The organism is Streptomyces sp. CAI-85, from assembly GCF_013363615.1.
GTDB lineage: Bacteria > Actinomycetota > Actinomycetes > Streptomycetales > Streptomycetaceae > Streptomyces > Streptomyces antibioticus_B.
The window spans coordinates 101,582-117,915 of sequence record NZ_JAANNX010000002.1 but is presented as its reverse complement, the minus strand read 5'-3'; the positions used below and the strand labels follow the sequence as shown (position 1 = coordinate 117,915).

The window sequence follows — 16,334 nt, the reverse complement described above, 5'->3', positions numbered from 1 at the left end:
CGCGAGGTCACCTCACATCGGCATCGGATCGATGTCGCAGTCGCTCCGCAGCCGCGCCCTGGCCTGCGCCGTCGCCGGGTGGGGAGCGGACTCGACGGAAGCCAGACGCGGCTCGTCCAGGGCCCGTTCCAACCGGTCCAGGGCGTCCGCGCGCAGCGCCTCCCCCTCGGCCTCCGCACCGAGCGCGAGGAGATCCAGGGAGAGGTTCGCCGCGCCCACCAGGGTGGTCGGGTGGTCCTCCCCGAGCCGCGCCCGGCACAGCGCCACCGTCCGCTCCCCCAGCTCCCGGGCCTCCGCCAGCAGACCCAGCGCGCTCAGATCGCTCGCCAGGTTGATGGCACAGGCCAGCACGATCGGATGGCTCTCCCCGAGCCGACCGGTCAGCGACGCCAGCGCCGCCTCGTCCAGCTCCCTCGCGTCCCGCACCCGGCCCAGCAGCCGCAGCGTCACCGCGAGGTCGACATCGGCCGCCATGACATGCGGATGATCCGGCCGGAAGATGCCGCGGAAGCCCTCACACGCCTTCTCGCCACGCGCCAGAGCCCCTTCCAGATCGCCGTTGTGCCGCAGCGCCACCGACAGGGCGAGCGCGGCGGTCAGCGACTCCGGGTGGCTGTCGCCGTACCGGCGGGTGAACTGGTCGAACGTCTCACGCGCCAGTTGCAGGGCGGTGACCTGGTCGCCCTCCTTGCGGCACGCCTCGCTCAACTGGCGCATGCTCCGCAGCGTCGTGGGGTTCTCCGGTCCGAAGGTCGCCCGGTACCCGTCCACCACCGCCTGCTGGAGCGACCGCGCCCCGACGTAGTTGCCGGTCTCCCGTACGTCGACGGCGACGCTCGCCTCCGTCACCAGCGCCTGCTGGTGGTCACGGCCGAACAGCCGCACCTTCATCTCGTGCGTACGGCGGTCCAGCTCCAGCGCCCGCTGGAACTCGCCCATCAGCCGCAGGCTGACGCCGAGGTTGTGCGAGGTGATCAGCGTGGTCGGGTCGTCGTCGCCGAAGGCGCGCCGGGCCCGCTGGTAGGCCGTCTCGTCCAGCTCCGCACCGGCCTCGAAGTCCCCCTGGTGACGGCGCACCGACGCCTCCAGGTTCAACGCCACCAACGCGTCCTCCCGCGTGTCCTCCTGATCCGCCGGAGCCGTGCGCGTGTAGACGTCCTTGAGGACCGAGACGACCGCGGACGCCTCGTCGTGGCGCCCCACCATCAGGTACAGGAACCCCAGCCACCACCCCATCAGCAGCGTCTGCTGGTCCTCCTGGCCGAACAGCCGCTGCCATGTCTCCCACGCCTGCTCGGAGAACTCGATGGCGACCCGGTGATCACCCCAGTACCAGAGGTACTTGGCGACGTTCATCACCAGCGCCCGCACCCACGGCTGGTCGGACTCGACGGCGGTGGAGGCGATGACATGGCCGTAAAGCTCCGCGTACCGGGGCCAGTTGGCCGCCTGGTTGGGTCCCTTCGGGTCGGCGGCGGCCAGCAGCGTGTGAGCCCCATTGCGCATGCGTTTCTGTTCCTCGGGGGTCATCCGGTGGATCAGCACGGCCTGCACGAGGCGGTGCATCTCGATCGAGTTGGTCCGGTGGTCGATACGGGCGAGCGAGTAGCGGTTGATCTCCCGTATGGCCCGGGCCAGCCGCATCGGGTCGTTGAGCGCCCGGTCCAGGTCGGGGTCGATCCGGGAGCCGCCGAGGCCGGAGAAGATCGACCGCGAGATGGGGTCGGGCGCGAAGTAGGAGCACAACTGGAGCAGCCGCAGCGCGGTGGGGCTGCGGGTCTCCAGATGGTCGAGGGAGACGTTCCAGGCGGCGGCGACCGGAAGCTGGTAGTCCGGCGGCGGCGAGACCTCCAGCAGTTCGCTGCGCTTGTGCTCGAACAGCCGCAGATACTCCGACACGGGCATCCCCGTCTCGGCCCGCCAGGCCGCCGCCTGCTCCAGCGCGAGCGGCAGGTCGCCGAGCGCCTCGGCGAGCAGATCGGCGTCGGTGTCGTCGAGTGCCTCGCCGTAGGCACTGGAACGGCGCAGCAGTTGCTTGCTCTCCTCGCGCGTGAACACGTCCACTTCGAGGGAGGGCCCTACGACGCTCCAGCGCCGGTTGCGGGAGGTGACGAGGATGGTGCCGCTGCCGCCGGTGGGAAAGTAGTCGCGCACCCGCTCCGGGCTGTCGGCGTTGTCGAAGATCAGCAGCCAGCGCGAGTACGGCCGCCCCTCGCGCAGCGCCTCCCGTACGGCGGGCCCGGCGATGTTCGCCTCGGCACTGCTCACCAGGCCGAGCCGCTGGGCCAGTTCCACCAGCGCCTGGCCGATCTGACCGGGCCGCTCGGCCGGGATCCACCACACGATGTCGTACTCGGACTGGTGCCGGTACGCGTACTCGATGGCGAGCTGGGTCTTGCCGACACCGCCCATGCCGTGGATCGCCTCGGGCAGCACGGTGGTCGTACCCTCGGCCAGTCGTTCGCCCAGACGTTCGAGAAGGTCCACCCGGCCGGTGAAATTCGGGTTCCGGGGCGGGATGTTGCCCCAGACGCGCGGCGTCGTCGACTGCCCGCTCTCCACCGAGGGCTGCTGCTGGGTGGTCGCCATGTCCGTGGCTCCTTCTGAAGTTGTCCCGGACCGCCTGGGGGTCGGTGCGGACACGTCGTGTCCCTGGTGCGAGGCGGTCCGCGGGGCCGGGCCGCCGCCTCGATGAGCCGGCCCCGCGGACCGCCGCCGGGTCCCGTCCTTGCTCAGACTCACGCTGTGCTGCCGGTCGTACTCCTCCAGCGCCCGCGCCAGGCGCCCGGCCCGCGCGAGGAACCGCGGCCCGGAGAGCGCCGACAGGGCCGCCAGCTCGACCCGCAGAAAGGCCACGTTGCCCACGGTCACCCGCGGCACGCCGTCGCCGTCGCCGTCGCGCTCAGGATCCTGATCCCGTTCCTGATCGGGGTCCGGGTCCTCGTCCTGCGGCTCGGCCGCCGTCGCCGTAGCCGTCGCGGCCGTCGCCGCGGTCAGCGCACGGACGTCGTGCAGGACCCGTACGGTGTCCCGTCGCCGGGACAGGGCCAGTAACTCCGCGCGGATGTTGGGCCCGAAGGCGAACGCCACCCCGGCCGCCAGTTCGCCCTCCGCGCCCGCGGGCCGCACCAGCCCGCTCATCAGCAGCTCGCTGAGATGCGCGGGCCCGGCGCCGGGCGTGGACGCGGTGACGGCGTTCATCACGGGCAGCGTCAGCGGGGCCGCCGCCAGCCGGGTGGCCAGCGCGAACGCGGTCGGCGAGGCCGCCGCCCGGTACTCCGAGACCCGCTCCCAGGGCGGCACCGCGCTCGCCGGATCGGGCACGTCGTCGATCCACGGGACGGCGCGCGCCGCGTCCGCCCGCCGCTTCCACGCGCGGGCGCGCAGCCCGGACATCTCCGTCCAGCCCCGGCAGCGCCCGGTCACCAGGCCCACCCAGCCGGACAGGGATCGCTCGGTCAGCTCCAGGACGGGGACCGGCATCACCCCCGTACGGTCGAGGCCGTCGTCGGTGGCCTCCAGCGGGGAGGTGCGCAGCTCCCAGCGCAGCGCGGCGTTCGCGGCCCAGGGGCGGTCGGCCCGCAGCCGCATCCGCAGGACCTCGGGACCGGTGCGGAACCACAGCCGCTGCGGCGGGAGTTGGAGCAGGGCGACCGGTTCGGTGCGGCCGAGTTCGCGCAGCAGCGGCAGGACGGCGTCGGAGCGCCAGCCCGCCGCGAGGCCGTCGGTGAGGATCAGGACGACCCGGTGGGGGGCGTCGTCGGCGGGCAGTCCGGCGAGCCGGATCCGGGCGGGTTCGGTGTCGTCGGAGCAGAGCAGCCGGGTGGTGGAGACGGGGCCCAGGGTGCCCGCGGCGGCGACGGCGTCGACCAGCCGTGCGATGCGCGCGTCCCACACCCGCATGGTGACGTGGTCGTCCACGACGAACAGGACGGCGGGGCGCTCGGCGGGGTCCGCGTCCGGGGCGGCGAGTCCGTTCAGCGCCTCCAGCGCCGCGCGGAGGGATGCCTCGTCAGAAGTCGGTGCCGTCGCTGATCGTGAATCATCGTCACACCGCATAAGCACTCTCTGAGCGTCCAGGGCTGCTGGCCGCCGCGGAAAGCGGGAGGAGGCCCCGCATTGCGCGGGCATGCGTGACATCCACGCGCCCAGCCTGTCAGCGGTCTGCTCGGGGTGCAAGGCGGCAGGCCACAAAGGGTGGGACAACGGGGAACGGACACGCGGTCGTACCAACATGACACCGCGCCAGGGCGGACGCAAGGGTGCCTCGGGCGGGCCGGAAGGGGTGTCGGAAGGCGGGCCGGGAGGGGTGCCTAACGGACCGTCGGACGCGGGGGCGGGGGCGGGCGCCCCGCCACGGGCGGCCATGGCGGCCACGGCGGCTACACCGGCCCGGGCGGGGTCGGCTTGCGGTCGGGGTCGTCCAGCAGGATGGCCAGATGCCGCCCCACATGGTCGTGCCAGCCCTCGGGCCCGAGCGCCAGCGCCTCCTTCCGCCACTGCCGGATCCGGTCGGCGAGGCCCCCGAGCGAACGGTCCTGGAGGATCTCCCCGACGGCGTCGTGGAAGGCCGCGTCGGAACAGTCCTCCCGGTGCCAGATCATCGCCGGCACCCCGGCGCGCAGCCCGGCCAGCATCTCGCGGCGGCCCGCGCCCGCGTCCTCGCCGGGCGGCTCGCTGAGCACCAGGCAGACGGCGTTGCGGTCCTCCTTCAGCTCCCGCTCCAGATGGAAGAAGTACGCCCCGTCCTGCGCGGGCCGGCTCCAGTGCGAGTGACTGTCGGCCGGCCGCTCGCTGAACTGCCGCCACTTGGTGTGCCAGGGCCGGTGCCAGGCCGCCCGCTGCAACCGCTCCAGGGACCGCACGACGACCGGATAGTCGAGGGCGAGCGGAGTCGGGGAGGGAGAATCAGATTCCTTGGACCACCACTCGACGGGCTCGTTGAGCAGCTCCCAGGGCAGCACGAACTCCAGGATCACCGGCTGGCGCAGATCGGCCCACCGGCTCTCGGTCTCCTCCACCAGCCGCTCTACCGCGCCGGGCAGCTCGTCGCGCCGCAGATGGTCGGTCTCGCCGCGCACCGGGTGCCAGCCCTCGGAGTCGGACTGCCGCCAGTGCGAGAGGTAGTAGCGGTCGGCCTCGACCCGGTCCGGCTCGAACTGGATCAGCAGATACGCCGGCACCAGCGAGGGCTCCGGCCGCGGGAACTCCGAGTGCTGCCAGTCCGCGAGCAGCGTCTCCACCCCGAGCGGCCCGGCCTGCTCCCGGTTGAAACGGCGCAGCAGCTCGGCGGCCTCCGCCCGGCCGTCCTCCACCAGCCACTCCGCCGTCAGCGACAGGAACGCCATGCTCGGCGGCAGCTCACCGCGCGGGGTGTTCTCCCCCGCGAGCCGGAGGAACACCTGCCACGCCGTACGGCACCAGGCGGGCAGCTCCTGCACCCGGGACCGGGTGGCGCGGCGGGCCATCGCCGAGATGTCGGCGGCGCCGATCGACTGGAGGACCGGCTGTAACCCCCGCAGGTCGGCCTGGCCGAAGAAGTCGACTGCCTCCCACTCGTCCACCAGCGGCCACAGCTCGGCGACCGTCGCGGACTCCCGCTCCACGTACTCCAGCGACCGCACCAGACAGGCCAGCCCGTCACCGACCGCGGTGCACTCCCGCACCACCGTCAGCAGCCACGGCCGCAGCCGGTCCCCGGTGAGCGGCTCCACCCGGGCGCCCAGCTCACCGGAGAGCATGTCGCGCCAGATCTCCCGACTGGCCGCCTGCCCCACGGTCCCCGACCGCTGAAGCGCGTCCACGACAGCCGCGACCAGCTCGTTCCGCACCCGCTCCGGACTCCGCTCTCCCACCCCGTTACCTCCAGACAGCCTGCACGGTTCCCTGACGGTGCCGCCCAGGGTAGGCCGCCGGGCGGGGCGGGGGCAGCAAGTACCGCAGAAAGCGGAGAGAGAGGACGTGAGGGGAGAGGAGACCGCCGGTGACGATTCGGAGCCCCCTGTCGGACTCGAACCGACGACCTTCGCTTTACAAGAGCGGTGCTCTACCAACTGAGCTAAGGAGGCGCGCGTGCGTGGTCACGTACGTGCCCGTGCAGTGTACCCAGGTCGTCGGGGCGGCCCGTCGAAAATTTCCGCGAAGTTCACATGCCGCCGGGTACTGACAGATCGGGCGGACGGCAGGTAGCGTCTCGGGAAGTTCACTCAGGTGGACTACACCACACCACCTTCCTACAACGGATCGTCCGGCACGTTCCTGCCGGTAGAAGGGGGCCTCTGAGCCATGGCCACTGTTACGTTCGACAAGGCGACCCGGATCTACCCGGGTTCCACCAAGCCCGCGGTCGACGCCCTGGAGATCGACATCGCGGACGGTGAGTTCCTCGTCCTCGTCGGCCCGTCCGGTTGCGGCAAGTCCACCTCCCTGCGGATGCTCGCGGGTCTCGAGGACGTCAACGGCGGCGCCATCCGCATCGGCGACCGCGACGTCACGCACCTGCCGCCGAAGGACCGGGACATCGCCATGGTGTTCCAGAACTACGCGCTCTACCCGCACATGTCGGTCGCCGACAACATGGGCTTCGCGCTGAAGATCGCCGGCGTCAACAAGACGGTGATCCGCCAGAAGGTCGAGGAGGCCGCGAAGATCCTCGACCTCACCGAGTACCTGGACCGCAAGCCGAAGGCCCTCTCCGGCGGTCAGCGCCAGCGCGTCGCGATGGGCCGCGCCATCGTCCGTGAGCCGCAGGTCTTCCTCATGGACGAGCCGCTGTCCAACCTGGACGCCAAGCTCCGCGTCTCGACCCGTACGCAGATCGCCTCGCTCCAGCGCCGGCTCGGCATCACCACGGTGTACGTCACCCACGACCAGGTCGAGGCCCTCACCATGGGCGACCGGGTCGCCGTCCTCAAGGACGGTCTGCTCCAGCAGGTCGACACCCCGCGCAACATGTACGACAAGCCCGCCAACCTCTTCGTGGCCGGCTTCATCGGCTCCCCGGCGATGAACCTCGTCGAGGTCCCGATCGCCGACGGCGGCGTGAAGTTCGGCAACTCCGTGGTGCCGGTGCAGCGTGACGCGCTCTCCTCCACCACCGACAAGACGGTCACCGTGGGTGTCCGCCCCGAGCACTTCGACGTGGCCGGCGCCGACTCCGACCAGGGCCTCGCGGTCACCGTGAACGTCGTCGAGGAGCTGGGCTCGGACGCCTTCGTCTACGGCACCGCCCAGGTCGGCGGCGAGGCGAAGGACCTCGTGGTCCGCGTCGGCGGCCGTGACGTCCCGGAGAAGGGCAGCACGCTGCACGTCGTCCCGCGCGGCGGCGAGACCCACGTGTTCTCCACCTCGACGGGCGCCCGCCTGTCCGACTGACCCCGTCCCGGACGACCGGAACGGCGGCCGGAACGGCGGCCGGAACGGCGGTCGGACGACGATTGACGGAGAGGGCCCCGCGGACTGCCGCGGGGCCCTTCCCCGTTCCCCTCACAAACCCCGGCATCCGCGCCGTTTTCGACCCGTACGGCCCCTTGTCCGTCAACGCCCTACCCAAAAAGAGGCACCACTTCATCCCCCGTCCGGGTGACCAAATGTCGCCGGATGATTACCGGGCGCTACCCTCTCACGCGTGAAGCACTCCGCGAACCACTCCACCACCCAGCGCACGCGACGCGGCCAGGGCGGCCCAGCCCGCCGGATCGGCCGCTCGCTCGCCCTCGTCCTGCCCGTCGTCATGGTGCTCTCGGGGACCCTCGCGGTCACCCGGGTCAACTGGTCGGGGGACCCCTCGGACTCGGTGCTCACCGCCTCCGACGTCTCCACCGCGCACCAGGTCGCCCACAACGCCGCCAAGGCCCCGCAGGACGTCCTGCGCGACCGGTTGCTGACCGAGCTCCAGGAGAAGGACCCGGGCGTCGCCCTGACCCACCTCCAGGAAGCGGTGAACGGCAAGCCGTCCCTCGCCAAGCACTGCGCCTCGATCGCCCGCGCCCTGGGCCGGGCCGCGGTCCGCGCGTACGGCCCCTCCCGCGCCCAGTCCTACGCCCGCCCGGTCTGCGACACAGCCTTCGCCTCCGGCGTCCTGACGGCCAACAGCTAACCCCCACCCCGGGGGCCCGACCCCCGGGGCCCGGCCCCACCCACCCCCCCCTGGGCCATCCGGACGAGACCGAACACCAACGACAACACGGGCCACCGACGGCGGCCACCAGCACACCGCGCCCCCGGCAACCCCCTTGCCCCGGTACGGCACCTCACCGTCCCCGACACCGCCCGCGCCACGCACCGCCGACGACCGCACGCTTCTGGGCGGACAACCCCTGCCGTGGGCTCGCGCTGCCCGACGACCCGCACGACACCGCCCGCGCCGCGTGTGCCGTCGACGACCGCACCTTGGCCGGGCGGACGGGCCCCGCTGCTGGCCTCAACCCGTCCAGCGGCCTTCGCGGCAACTCCGCTGTACGGCGCCGCACGCGCCGCATGCCGTCAGCGACCGCCCACCTCCGCGCGGACGGGGGGCCTGCCACCGACCTCGCCCTGTCCGGCAGTCCGGGCGACACCACCTGCCCCACCCGAACCCGGGTCCTGCGGCCCCCGAACACGGCCGACTCCCGTGCCACGTGCCGTGGGCGTCCGCACGCCTCCAGGCGGACGGGCCCCTGCCACGGGCCTCACCCCGCCCGACGACCCGCACGACACCGCCTGCCCCACCGGCCCCGGCCCCCGCAGCAACTCACCGTGCACGACACCGCCCGCGCCGCATGCCGTCGGCGACCACACTCTTCCGGGCGCGGGCGCCTCCCGCAGGCCGCGCCCTGTCCGGCCACCCGCGCGGCGGCACCCGCCCCGCCGGACCCCGGCCCCTACGGCACCCCGAACACAGCCCACCCCGGTGCCGTGTGCCCGCCGCCCGCGGCACCTCGCGCACATCCCCACGGGGGCAGGGACCCACCCAACCCGACACCAGCCACCCACCCCTCCCGTAACACCCACCACGTACAGTTCCGCCATGACTCACCCGCACGCCGCCTCCCGTCCCACGCAAGCCGTTGTCCTGGCCGGGGGCCAGGGGTCGCGGTTGCGGCCGTACACCGATGACCGGCCCAAGCCGATGGTGGAGATCCCCGGGACGGGGACGCCGATCATCGGGCATCAGCTCGGCTGGCTCGCCGAGGAGGGCGTCACGGACGTCGTCGTCTCCTGCGGGCATCTCGCCGAGGTCCTCCAGGAGTGGCTGGACTCCGCCGACCTGCCCGTGAAGGTCACCACGGTCGTCGAGACCGAGCCCCTCGGCCGCGGCGGCGGTCTGCGGTACGCCGCCGCCCACCTGCCCCACCCGGACCGCCCCTGGTACGCCACCAACGGCGACATCTGGACCCGCTTCTCGCTGCGCGAGATGGCCGACTTCCACACCGAGCGGGACGCCGTCGCCACCCTGGCCCTCGCCCGCCCCCGTATCCCCTGGGGCGCCGTGCAGACGGACGGCTTCGGACACATCACCGACTTCATCGAGGCCCCGCCGACGACGTACGAGATCAACGCGGGCGTCTACGTCTTCTCACCGGAGTTCGCCGCGCTGCTGCCCGAGCGCGGTGACCACGAGCGGACCACGTTCCCGCACCTGGCGCGCGAGCGCAGGCTGGCCGGGTTCCCCATCCCGCAGGGCGCGTACTGGCGGGCCATCGACACGGCCAAGGACCTCACCGAGGCCGCGAAGGAGCTGGCCGCGCTGGGCCGTTGAGCCCACCCACGAAAAACGGGGGTGCCTCCGCGAGGCACCCCCGTTCCCATGCTCACCCGGAGACCGCTACCCGAGCAGGCCCCCCACCAGCCCCGGCTGCCCCGTCGAGGACGACGAACCGGAGTCCGAGCCACCGCTCGTCGCACCCCCCGTGCCGGTCGAACCGCCGGACGTGGGCCCGGAGCTGGTGCTCGGCGCCTGTTCGACCGGTTCGGGCTGCTGCGGCGGGGCCTCGCCGGCCGTGCCCTGGGTCTGGCTGGGCGCACCGGCCGTGCTGCTGCCGGCGTCCGTGGCCGGGGCGCTGCCCGTACCGGAGGTGCCGGACGTGCCGGCCGTGGGCGCCGCCGAGGTGGCCTCCCGGGTCGGCGAGGTGGACGCGGCGGGGCTGCCGCTCGCCGGGTGGGAGCCGGACTCCTCCGGCAGCGGCGTGCCGGGCAGTTCGTTGCGCGGGGCCTCGCCCGGTCCCGGTACGACGACCCGGTCCGCGTCCCGCACGGCACCGCCGAGCAGCGCGCCGGTCAGCAGGGTCAGACCGACGACGATCGCGGTGACCAGCGCACCCCGCCGCAGCACGTACCGGCGCAGCTCCCACAGGTCGGAGCGCGGGCCGAGCCGCCGCCAGGCGCTCGCGGCGAGCCGACCGTCGACGGAGTAGACGGGCGCGCCGGCGATGATCAGCGGCGACCAGGCGGCGAGGTAGATGATGTCGGGCGTCTGGTAGACCGGGACGGTCTTCCAGCTCACGGTGACGATGAGCGCGGCGGACAGCAGCGCGCCCACGCTCGCCGCGACCCGCTGCCAGCAGCCCAGGACGGTCAGGACGCCGACCACGACCTGGAGGAAGGCGATGACGAGCCCGGAGCCGACCGGGTGGTGCAGGGCGAACTGCCGCAGCGGCTCGGCGACTTCCCACGGGTGCAGGGTGTTGAGCCACTTCACCATGGAGCCGCGCTCGCCGCCGTCGAAGTAGACGGGGTCGCACAGCTTGCCCATGCCGGCGTACACGGACATGAAGCCGAGCAGGATGCGCAGCGGGAGGAGGACCACACCGAGGTTCATCCGGCGGCCGGGGAAGTAGGCGTGCCGGGCGTCGTCGTCGGCGTGCCGACGGCCACCGCGCGGCGCGCTCTCGGCGGCGGACGGTTCCTCGAAGTCGTCGAACTGGCCGTCGTCGTAGGCGGGTTCGTCGTAGGCGCTGCCGACGGGGCGCATCTGCGGCAGCAGTCGGTGCTCGCCGGCCACGGGCGCGCGCTGGGCGCCGACGATCGGGGTCTCGAGGGTCTGGGCGGTGAGGTCGGCGTCGTATCCGTCGTAGCCGGACCCGGTGTGCCCCTCGTAGCCGTCGTAGCCGCCGACGCCGACGCGCGGGATGACCTGGGTGGCTCCGGCGTCGGCGGCCGCCGGGTCGCCGTGGCCGACGCTGCCCGCCCGCACGGCCTGGAGCAGTCGGTGCGCGCCGGTGTCGTCGGGGGCGGTCTGGCCGCTCCAGACGACGGGCCGGCGGCGGGCACCGGCGGTGGCGCCCGCCCGGCCCGCCGTCCCGGCGAGGGGGACGCGCGGGGCGTCCTGAAAGGCGCTCATGTGCCGGGCGATCCGCGGGGATTGGCTGCGCCGCGCCGACGCGCCCAACTGCACACGGAAACTCGCGTGCGTCACGATGACCTGCGCCGGATCGCTCGGCACCTTCACCATGCTCAGCGCGGGAACGTCGTCGAAGCCCGACGAGCGGTCCCCCGTGGGAGTGCGGGGTGTTCTGGTGTCCACACTCATCTAACCGAGTGACGTGTGGTTAGGACACTGCTTTGACCCACCGGATGTGTCCGGACCGCGTCAAGGTTGCGCGACACGACGGAATTAACCCGTGTGGGTGAACCCCCAGGGCCCTCAGGACCCTCAGCGCCCTCAGACCCGGCGCCGAGCCGCCTCGTACAGCACGATGCCCGCCGCCACACCGGCGTTGAGCGACTCCGCGCCGCCCGGCATCGGGATCCGCACCCGGTGGTCGCAGGTCTCGCCGACCAGCCGGGACAGCCCCTTGCCCTCGCTGCCCACGACGATGACGACCGGCCCGTCCAGCGCCGGCAGTTCGCCGATCTCGGCCTCGCCGTCGGCGGCCAGACCGACGACCACGATCCCCGCCTTCTTGTACGCCTCCAGGGCGCGCGTCAGGTTGGTGGCCCGCGCGACCGGCGTACGGGCCGCCGTGCCCGCCGAGGTCTTCCACGCACCGGCGGTCATCCCGGCCGCGCGCCGCTCCGGGACGACGACGCCGTGGCCGCCGAACGCGGAGACGGACCGCACGACGGCGCCCAGGTTGCGCGGGTCGGTCACCCCGTCGAGGGCGACGATCAGCGGGTCCTGGCCCTCCGCGTAGGCGGCCTCGGCGAGGTCCTCGGGGTGCGCGTACTCGTACGGCGGGACCTGGAGGACGAGCCCCTGGTGGTTGAGGCCGTTGGTCATCCGGTCCAGCTCGGGACGCGGGGCCTCCATGAGGTTGATGCCGCCGCGCTCGGCCGCGAGCTGGAGCGCCTCGCGCACCCGCTCGTCGTTGTCGATGAACTGCTGGACGTAGAGCGTGGACGCGGGCACGCCCTCGCGCAGCGCCTCCACGACCGGGTTGCGGCCGACGACCAGCTCGGACGTGCCCTTGCCGCCGCGGCCGCGGGGCGCCGGACGGCGCTGGGTCTGCTTGGCCTTGGCCGTGGCGAGGCGGTTCTTCTTGTGTCCCTTGCGCATCTCGGCGGGCGGGGTCGGACCCTTGCCCTCCAGGCCCCGGCGCCGCTGGCCGCCACTGCCGACCTGCGCGCCCTTCTTGCCGGACATGCGGCGGTTGTTGGCTGCCATGACCTACCTGTCTGTGTGAGGCGCGCGGAAGCGCACGCCGTGCGTACGTACATGCAGTGTGCCGCCCGGACGGCCGGGCGGCACAATCGATCAAGAAACGGCGGCTACCGGGGGGCGAGCGACCAGCGCGGCCCGGCGGGGCTGTCCTCGATGGTCAGCCCGGACTGGTTGAGCTGGTCGCGGATGGCGTCCGCGGTCGCCCAGTCCTTCCGCCCGCGCGCGGCCTCCCGCTGGTCCAGGACCAGTCGTACGAGACTGTCGACGACGCCGTTCAGATCCTCGCCGCGGTCGCTCTCCCCGGCCCAGTGCGGGTCGAGGGGGTCGAGACCGAGGACGCCGAGCATGGCGCGCACTTCGGCGAGGCGGGCCACCGCGGCTTCCTTGTCGTCGGCGGCGAGGGCGGAGTTGCCCTGCCGGACGGTGGTGTGCACGACGGCGAGGGCCTGCGGGACGCCCAGGTCGTCGTCCATCGCCTCGGCGAAGGCCAGCGGGACCTCGGCGGCGGGCTCGACGACGTCCCCCGCCAGCTCGGTCACGCGCTGCACGAAGCCCTCGATCCGCGCGAACGCCGACTCGGCCTCGCGCAGCGACTCCTCGCTGTACTCGATCATCGAGCGGTAGTGCGGGGTGCCGAGGTAGTAGCGCAGCACGATCGGGCGCCACTGCTTGACCATCTCGGAGACCAGCACCGAGTTCCCGAGGGACTTCGACATCTTCTCGCCGCTCATGGTGACCCAGGCGTTGTGCACCCAGTACCGCGCGAACTCGTCGCCGTAGCCCTTGGCCTGGGCGATCTCGTTCTCGTGGTGCGGGAAGATCAGGTCGAGGCCGCCGCCGTGGATGTCGAAGGACGAGCCCAGGTACTTGTGCGCCATCGCCGAGCACTCCAGGTGCCAGCCGGGGCGGCCGCGGCCCCACGGCGTCTCCCAGCTCGGCTCGCCCGGCTTGGCCGCCTTCCACATGGCGAAGTCGCGCGGGTCGCGCTTGCCCGTCTCGCCGTCGCCCGAGGGCTGGAGCAGGTTGTCCAGCTCCTGGTTGGAGAGCTGGAGGTACTCCGGGTAGGAGCGCACGTCGAAGTAGACGTTGCCGTCGGACTCGTAGGCGTGACCGCGCTCGATGAGACCGCGCATCATCTCGATCATCTCGGGGACGTGCCCGGTGGCGCGCGGCTCGTAGGTCGGCGGGAGGCAGCCGAGGGCCTGGTAGCCGTCGTTGAACGCCCGCTCGTTCTCGTAGCCGATGGACCACCAGGGGCGGCCCTGGTCGTGCGACTTGGCGATGATCTTGTCGTCGATGTCCGTGACGTTGCGGATGAAGGTGACGTCGTAGCCCCGGTGGGTGAACCAGCGGCGCATGATGTCGAAGTTCAGGCCGGAACGGATGTGCCCGATGTGCGGGGCGGCCTGCACGGTGGCACCACACAGGTAGATCGAGACACAACCCGGCTGGAGCGGGATGAAGTCACGGATCTGCCGGGCGCTGGTGTCGTACAGGCGAATAGTCACCACTCCAGGGTAGTGGGCGCGAGGCGATGCCCCGAGCCCCTTCCCCCCAAGGGCCACACTTTCGTGACATGCGGTGCCATGGGGCCCGTCCGGGCGATGCCACCAGGCCCGATACGGCCGTGCCGCACGGGTCAGCCGGTACGGGCCACCAGTGCCGTGGCGATCGCCATGAGCCCCTCGTCGCGTCCGGGGAAGCCGAGCCCGTCGGTGGTCGCGCCCGAGACCGACACGGGTGCGCCCGCCGCCTCCGACAGCAGTTTCTGCGCCTCGTCGCGGCGCTTGCCGATCTTCGGGCGGGGTCCGACCACCTGGACGGCGATGTTGCCGATGGTGAAGCCGGCCGCGCGCACGATCCGGGCGGCCTCGGTGAGCAGGGTGACCCCGGCGGCGCCGGACCACTCGGGCCGTCCGGTGCCGAAGTGCTGTCCGAGGTCGCCGAGCCCGGCGGCCGAGAACAGCGCGTTGCACGCGGCGTGCGCGACGACGTCCGCGTCGCTGTGCCCGGCCAGGCCGGGACCCTCGCCCTCCCACTTCAGGCCCGCGCACCACAGTTCGCGGCCCTCCTCGAAGGCGTGGATGTCGGTGCCGATGCCGACCTGGGGAAGCAGCACGCCGGCCACGGGCTCAGAAGCCATCGTTGAGCCTCCTGCGGGCCAGGACCGCCTCGGCGAGGACGAGGTCGAGGGGCCGGGTGACCTTGAACGCCTCCTCGTGGCCGGGCACGACCACGACCGCCGGGCCGAGCCGCTCGACCATGCTCGCGTCGTCGGTGACGTCCTCGGTGACCGTCTCGTGGGCCCGCACCAGCGTGGCCCGGTCGAAGCCCTGCGGGGTCTGGACGGCCCGCAGCCGGGCGCGGTCCGGGGTGGCGACGACCGGCTCGGGGTCACCGGGCACGGCGGCCGGCTCGACCTCCTTGACGGTGTCGGCGAGCGGCAGCGCGGGCACCACGGCGGCAGCGCCGTCCCGGACGGCCTCGATGACGGCGTCCACGGTGTCCACGGGGACGAGCGGCCGGGCTGCGTCGTGCACGAGGACGATGTCGTACTCCGGCGGCAGCGCGTCCAGGCCGAGCTTCACGGACTCCTGGCGGGTGTCGCCGCCGGGCACCACGAGGAAGTCGGTGCGCTCGGGCAGGGCGTGCGCGTCGAGCAGCGACTTGACCTCGGCGGCGCCGTCCGGCGGGGCCACGACGACGACCAGGGAGACGGCGCGGGAGGCGGCGAGGGCGCGGACCGCGTGGATCAGCATGGGCGTGCCGTTCAGCGCGCGGAGCGCCTTGGGGGCGCCCGGACCGAGGCGTACGCCGCGTCCGGCGGCCGGGATCACGGCGGCCGTACGGGCGGACGTGCGGGCGTCCGTCGGGATGCCGGGGCGGGCGTCCGCGGTCGAGGGAAGCGAATCGTCAGACATCGGTTCCTGTCAGGTTTGTGTGCTCGGCCATGTTGGGTACGGACACAGCGTGCCGGGCGCGACGCCTTGACCGGACCCTTCCGTGACGTTCCGGTCGAGCCAGCGCCCCGGGCCCGGCACGCCAAGTATCGGGGTTTCCCGAGGCGTTTTCCCGAGAGGGTCCGACGCGACGTGGTGACCGCGACGTGGTGACGGGTCGACCTGGTGACCGCGGCGATGCGGACGCGAACATGCCGCAGCGCCCGGCGACGAGAAATACGTCATCGGGCACCGCGGCATTTCAGTGTTCTTCAGAGCGCTCTTCAGTGCTGAAGTCGGCTGGTGCCGGCGTCAGGACGCGAGAACCTCGTCGAGCAGGGCCTCCGCCTTGTCCTCGTTGGTGTTCTCCGCGAGGGCCAGCTCGCTCACCAGGATCTGGCGGGCCTTGGCGAGCATGCGCTTCTCACCTGCGGAGAGTCCACGCTCGCGCTCACGACGCCACAGGTCACGCACGACTTCCGCGACCTTGATGACATCGCCGGAGGCGAGCTTCTCCAGATTTGCCTTGTAACGACGCGACCAGTTCGTGGGCTCCTCGGCGTACGGCGCGCGCAGCACCTCGAAGACCCGGTCCAGCCCGTCCTGACCGACCACATCACGCACGCCGACGAACTCCGCATTGTCCGCTGGCACACGTACCGTCAGGTCACCCTGGGCGACCTTCAGCACCAAGTAGGTCTTGTCCACGCCTTTGATCTGGCGAGTTTCGATGGCCTCGATCAGCGCGGCCCCGTGATGGGGATAGACCACGGTGTCGCCAACCTTGAACGTCATGTGACAGGTACCCCTTCCGT

The 16,334-nt window shown here is 72.5% G+C and carries 11 protein-coding genes and 1 tRNA gene; 3 read left to right on the top strand and 9 right to left on the bottom strand.

What is annotated here, in order from left to right; all coding sequences use genetic code 11:
• Positions 1–12 precede the first annotated feature (12 nt).
• The 3 genes from fxsT to G6W55_RS03420 form a co-directional block, all read right to left on the bottom strand.
• Entirely contained in the window at positions 13–4,368 is a 4,356-nt protein-coding gene (gene fxsT / locus G6W55_RS03430; protein WP_303049882.1) for an FxSxx-COOH system tetratricopeptide repeat protein, read from the bottom strand.
• A gap of 14 nt (positions 4,369–4,382) precedes the next feature.
• Positions 4,383–5,855 carry a hypothetical protein gene (locus G6W55_RS03425; protein WP_175519276.1) on the bottom strand — a complete coding sequence of 491 codons (1,473 nt, stop codon included), beginning with the start codon at positions 5,853–5,855 and terminating at the stop codon, positions 4,383–4,385.
• A 140-nt stretch (positions 5,856–5,995) separates the two neighbouring features.
• Positions 5,996–6,068, bottom strand: a tRNA-Thr gene (locus tag G6W55_RS03420).
• A 217-nt stretch (positions 6,069–6,285) separates the two neighbouring features.
• Here G6W55_RS03420 and G6W55_RS03415 point away from each other — a divergent pair.
• The 3 genes from G6W55_RS03415 (at position 6,286) to G6W55_RS03405 (ending at position 9,739) form a co-directional block, all read left to right on the top strand.
• On the top strand, positions 6,286–7,374 hold the full coding sequence (locus G6W55_RS03415; RefSeq protein WP_175519275.1) for an ABC transporter ATP-binding protein: 1,089 nt from the start codon (positions 6,286–6,288) through the stop codon (positions 7,372–7,374).
• Positions 7,375–7,627: 253 nt separating this feature from the next.
• Positions 7,628–8,098: a hypothetical protein gene (locus tag G6W55_RS03410; protein WP_175519274.1), complete on the top strand. Its 471-nt coding sequence runs from the start codon at positions 7,628–7,630 to the stop codon at positions 8,096–8,098.
• A 909-nt stretch (positions 8,099–9,007) separates the two neighbouring features.
• Positions 9,008–9,739 (top strand): nucleotidyltransferase family protein, encoded by a 732-nt coding sequence (locus tag G6W55_RS03405; protein ID WP_030795115.1) that lies wholly within the window; start codon positions 9,008–9,010, stop codon positions 9,737–9,739.
• Positions 9,740–9,805: 66 nt separating this feature from the next.
• Here G6W55_RS03405 and G6W55_RS03400 read toward each other — a convergent pair whose 3' ends face one another.
• From G6W55_RS03400 to G6W55_RS03375, 6 genes are all read right to left on the bottom strand, one after another.
• Positions 9,806–11,509, bottom strand: coding sequence for a DoxX family membrane protein (locus G6W55_RS03400; RefSeq protein WP_175519273.1), 1,704 nt, complete (start codon positions 11,507–11,509; stop codon positions 9,806–9,808).
• Positions 11,510–11,641: 132 nt separating this feature from the next.
• Positions 11,642–12,583: a 23S rRNA (guanosine(2251)-2'-O)-methyltransferase RlmB gene (gene rlmB / locus G6W55_RS03395; RefSeq protein ID WP_175519272.1), complete on the bottom strand. Its 942-nt coding sequence runs from the start codon at positions 12,581–12,583 to the stop codon at positions 11,642–11,644.
• 104 nt (positions 12,584–12,687) lie between these two features.
• Positions 12,688–14,088 (bottom strand): cysteine--tRNA ligase, encoded by a 1,401-nt coding sequence (gene cysS / locus G6W55_RS03390; protein WP_175519271.1) that lies wholly within the window; start codon positions 14,086–14,088, stop codon positions 12,688–12,690.
• 131 nt (positions 14,089–14,219) lie between these two features.
• Complete coding sequence (ispF, locus tag G6W55_RS03385) at positions 14,220–14,723, bottom strand: 2-C-methyl-D-erythritol 2,4-cyclodiphosphate synthase (protein WP_030795127.1); 504 nt, start codon at positions 14,721–14,723, stop codon at positions 14,220–14,222.
• Positions 14,713–15,501, bottom strand: a complete 789-nt coding sequence (ispD, locus tag G6W55_RS03380; RefSeq protein WP_217686480.1) for a 2-C-methyl-D-erythritol 4-phosphate cytidylyltransferase — start codon at positions 15,499–15,501, stop codon at positions 14,713–14,715. Before ispD ends, ispF begins: the two co-directional genes overlap by 11 nt.
• Before the next feature lie 330 nt (positions 15,502–15,831).
• Positions 15,832–16,314: a CarD family transcriptional regulator gene (locus tag G6W55_RS03375; protein WP_003953493.1), complete on the bottom strand. Its 483-nt coding sequence runs from the start codon at positions 16,312–16,314 to the stop codon at positions 15,832–15,834.
• Between the last annotated feature and the right edge of the window lie 20 nt (positions 16,315–16,334).

What these genes read in the sequence shown, in the direction of transcription:
- fxsT (WP_303049882.1), bottom strand. Translation starts at nt 4,368, where the DNA reads ATGGCCGCCCGTGGCGGGGCGCCCGCCCCCGCCCCCGCGTCCGACGGT.
- G6W55_RS03415 (WP_175519275.1), top strand. Translation starts at nt 6,286, where the DNA reads ATGGCCACTGTTACGTTCGACAAGGCGACCCGGATCTACCCGGGTTCC.
- G6W55_RS03405 (WP_030795115.1), top strand. Translation starts at nt 9,008, where the DNA reads ATGACTCACCCGCACGCCGCCTCCCGTCCCACGCAAGCCGTTGTCCTG.
- G6W55_RS03400 (WP_175519273.1), bottom strand. Translation starts at nt 11,509, where the DNA reads ATGAGTGTGGACACCAGAACACCCCGCACTCCCACGGGGGACCGCTCG.
- rlmB (WP_175519272.1), bottom strand. Translation starts at nt 12,583, where the DNA reads ATGGCAGCCAACAACCGCCGCATGTCCGGCAAGAAGGGCGCGCAGGTC.
- ispF (WP_030795127.1), bottom strand. Translation starts at nt 14,723, where the DNA reads ATGGCTTCTGAGCCCGTGGCCGGCGTGCTGCTTCCCCAGGTCGGCATC.
- ispD (WP_217686480.1), bottom strand. Translation starts at nt 15,501, where the DNA reads ATGTCTGACGATTCGCTTCCCTCGACCGCGGACGCCCGCCCCGGCATC.
- G6W55_RS03375 (WP_003953493.1), bottom strand. Translation starts at nt 16,314, where the DNA reads ATGACGTTCAAGGTTGGCGACACCGTGGTCTATCCCCATCACGGGGCC.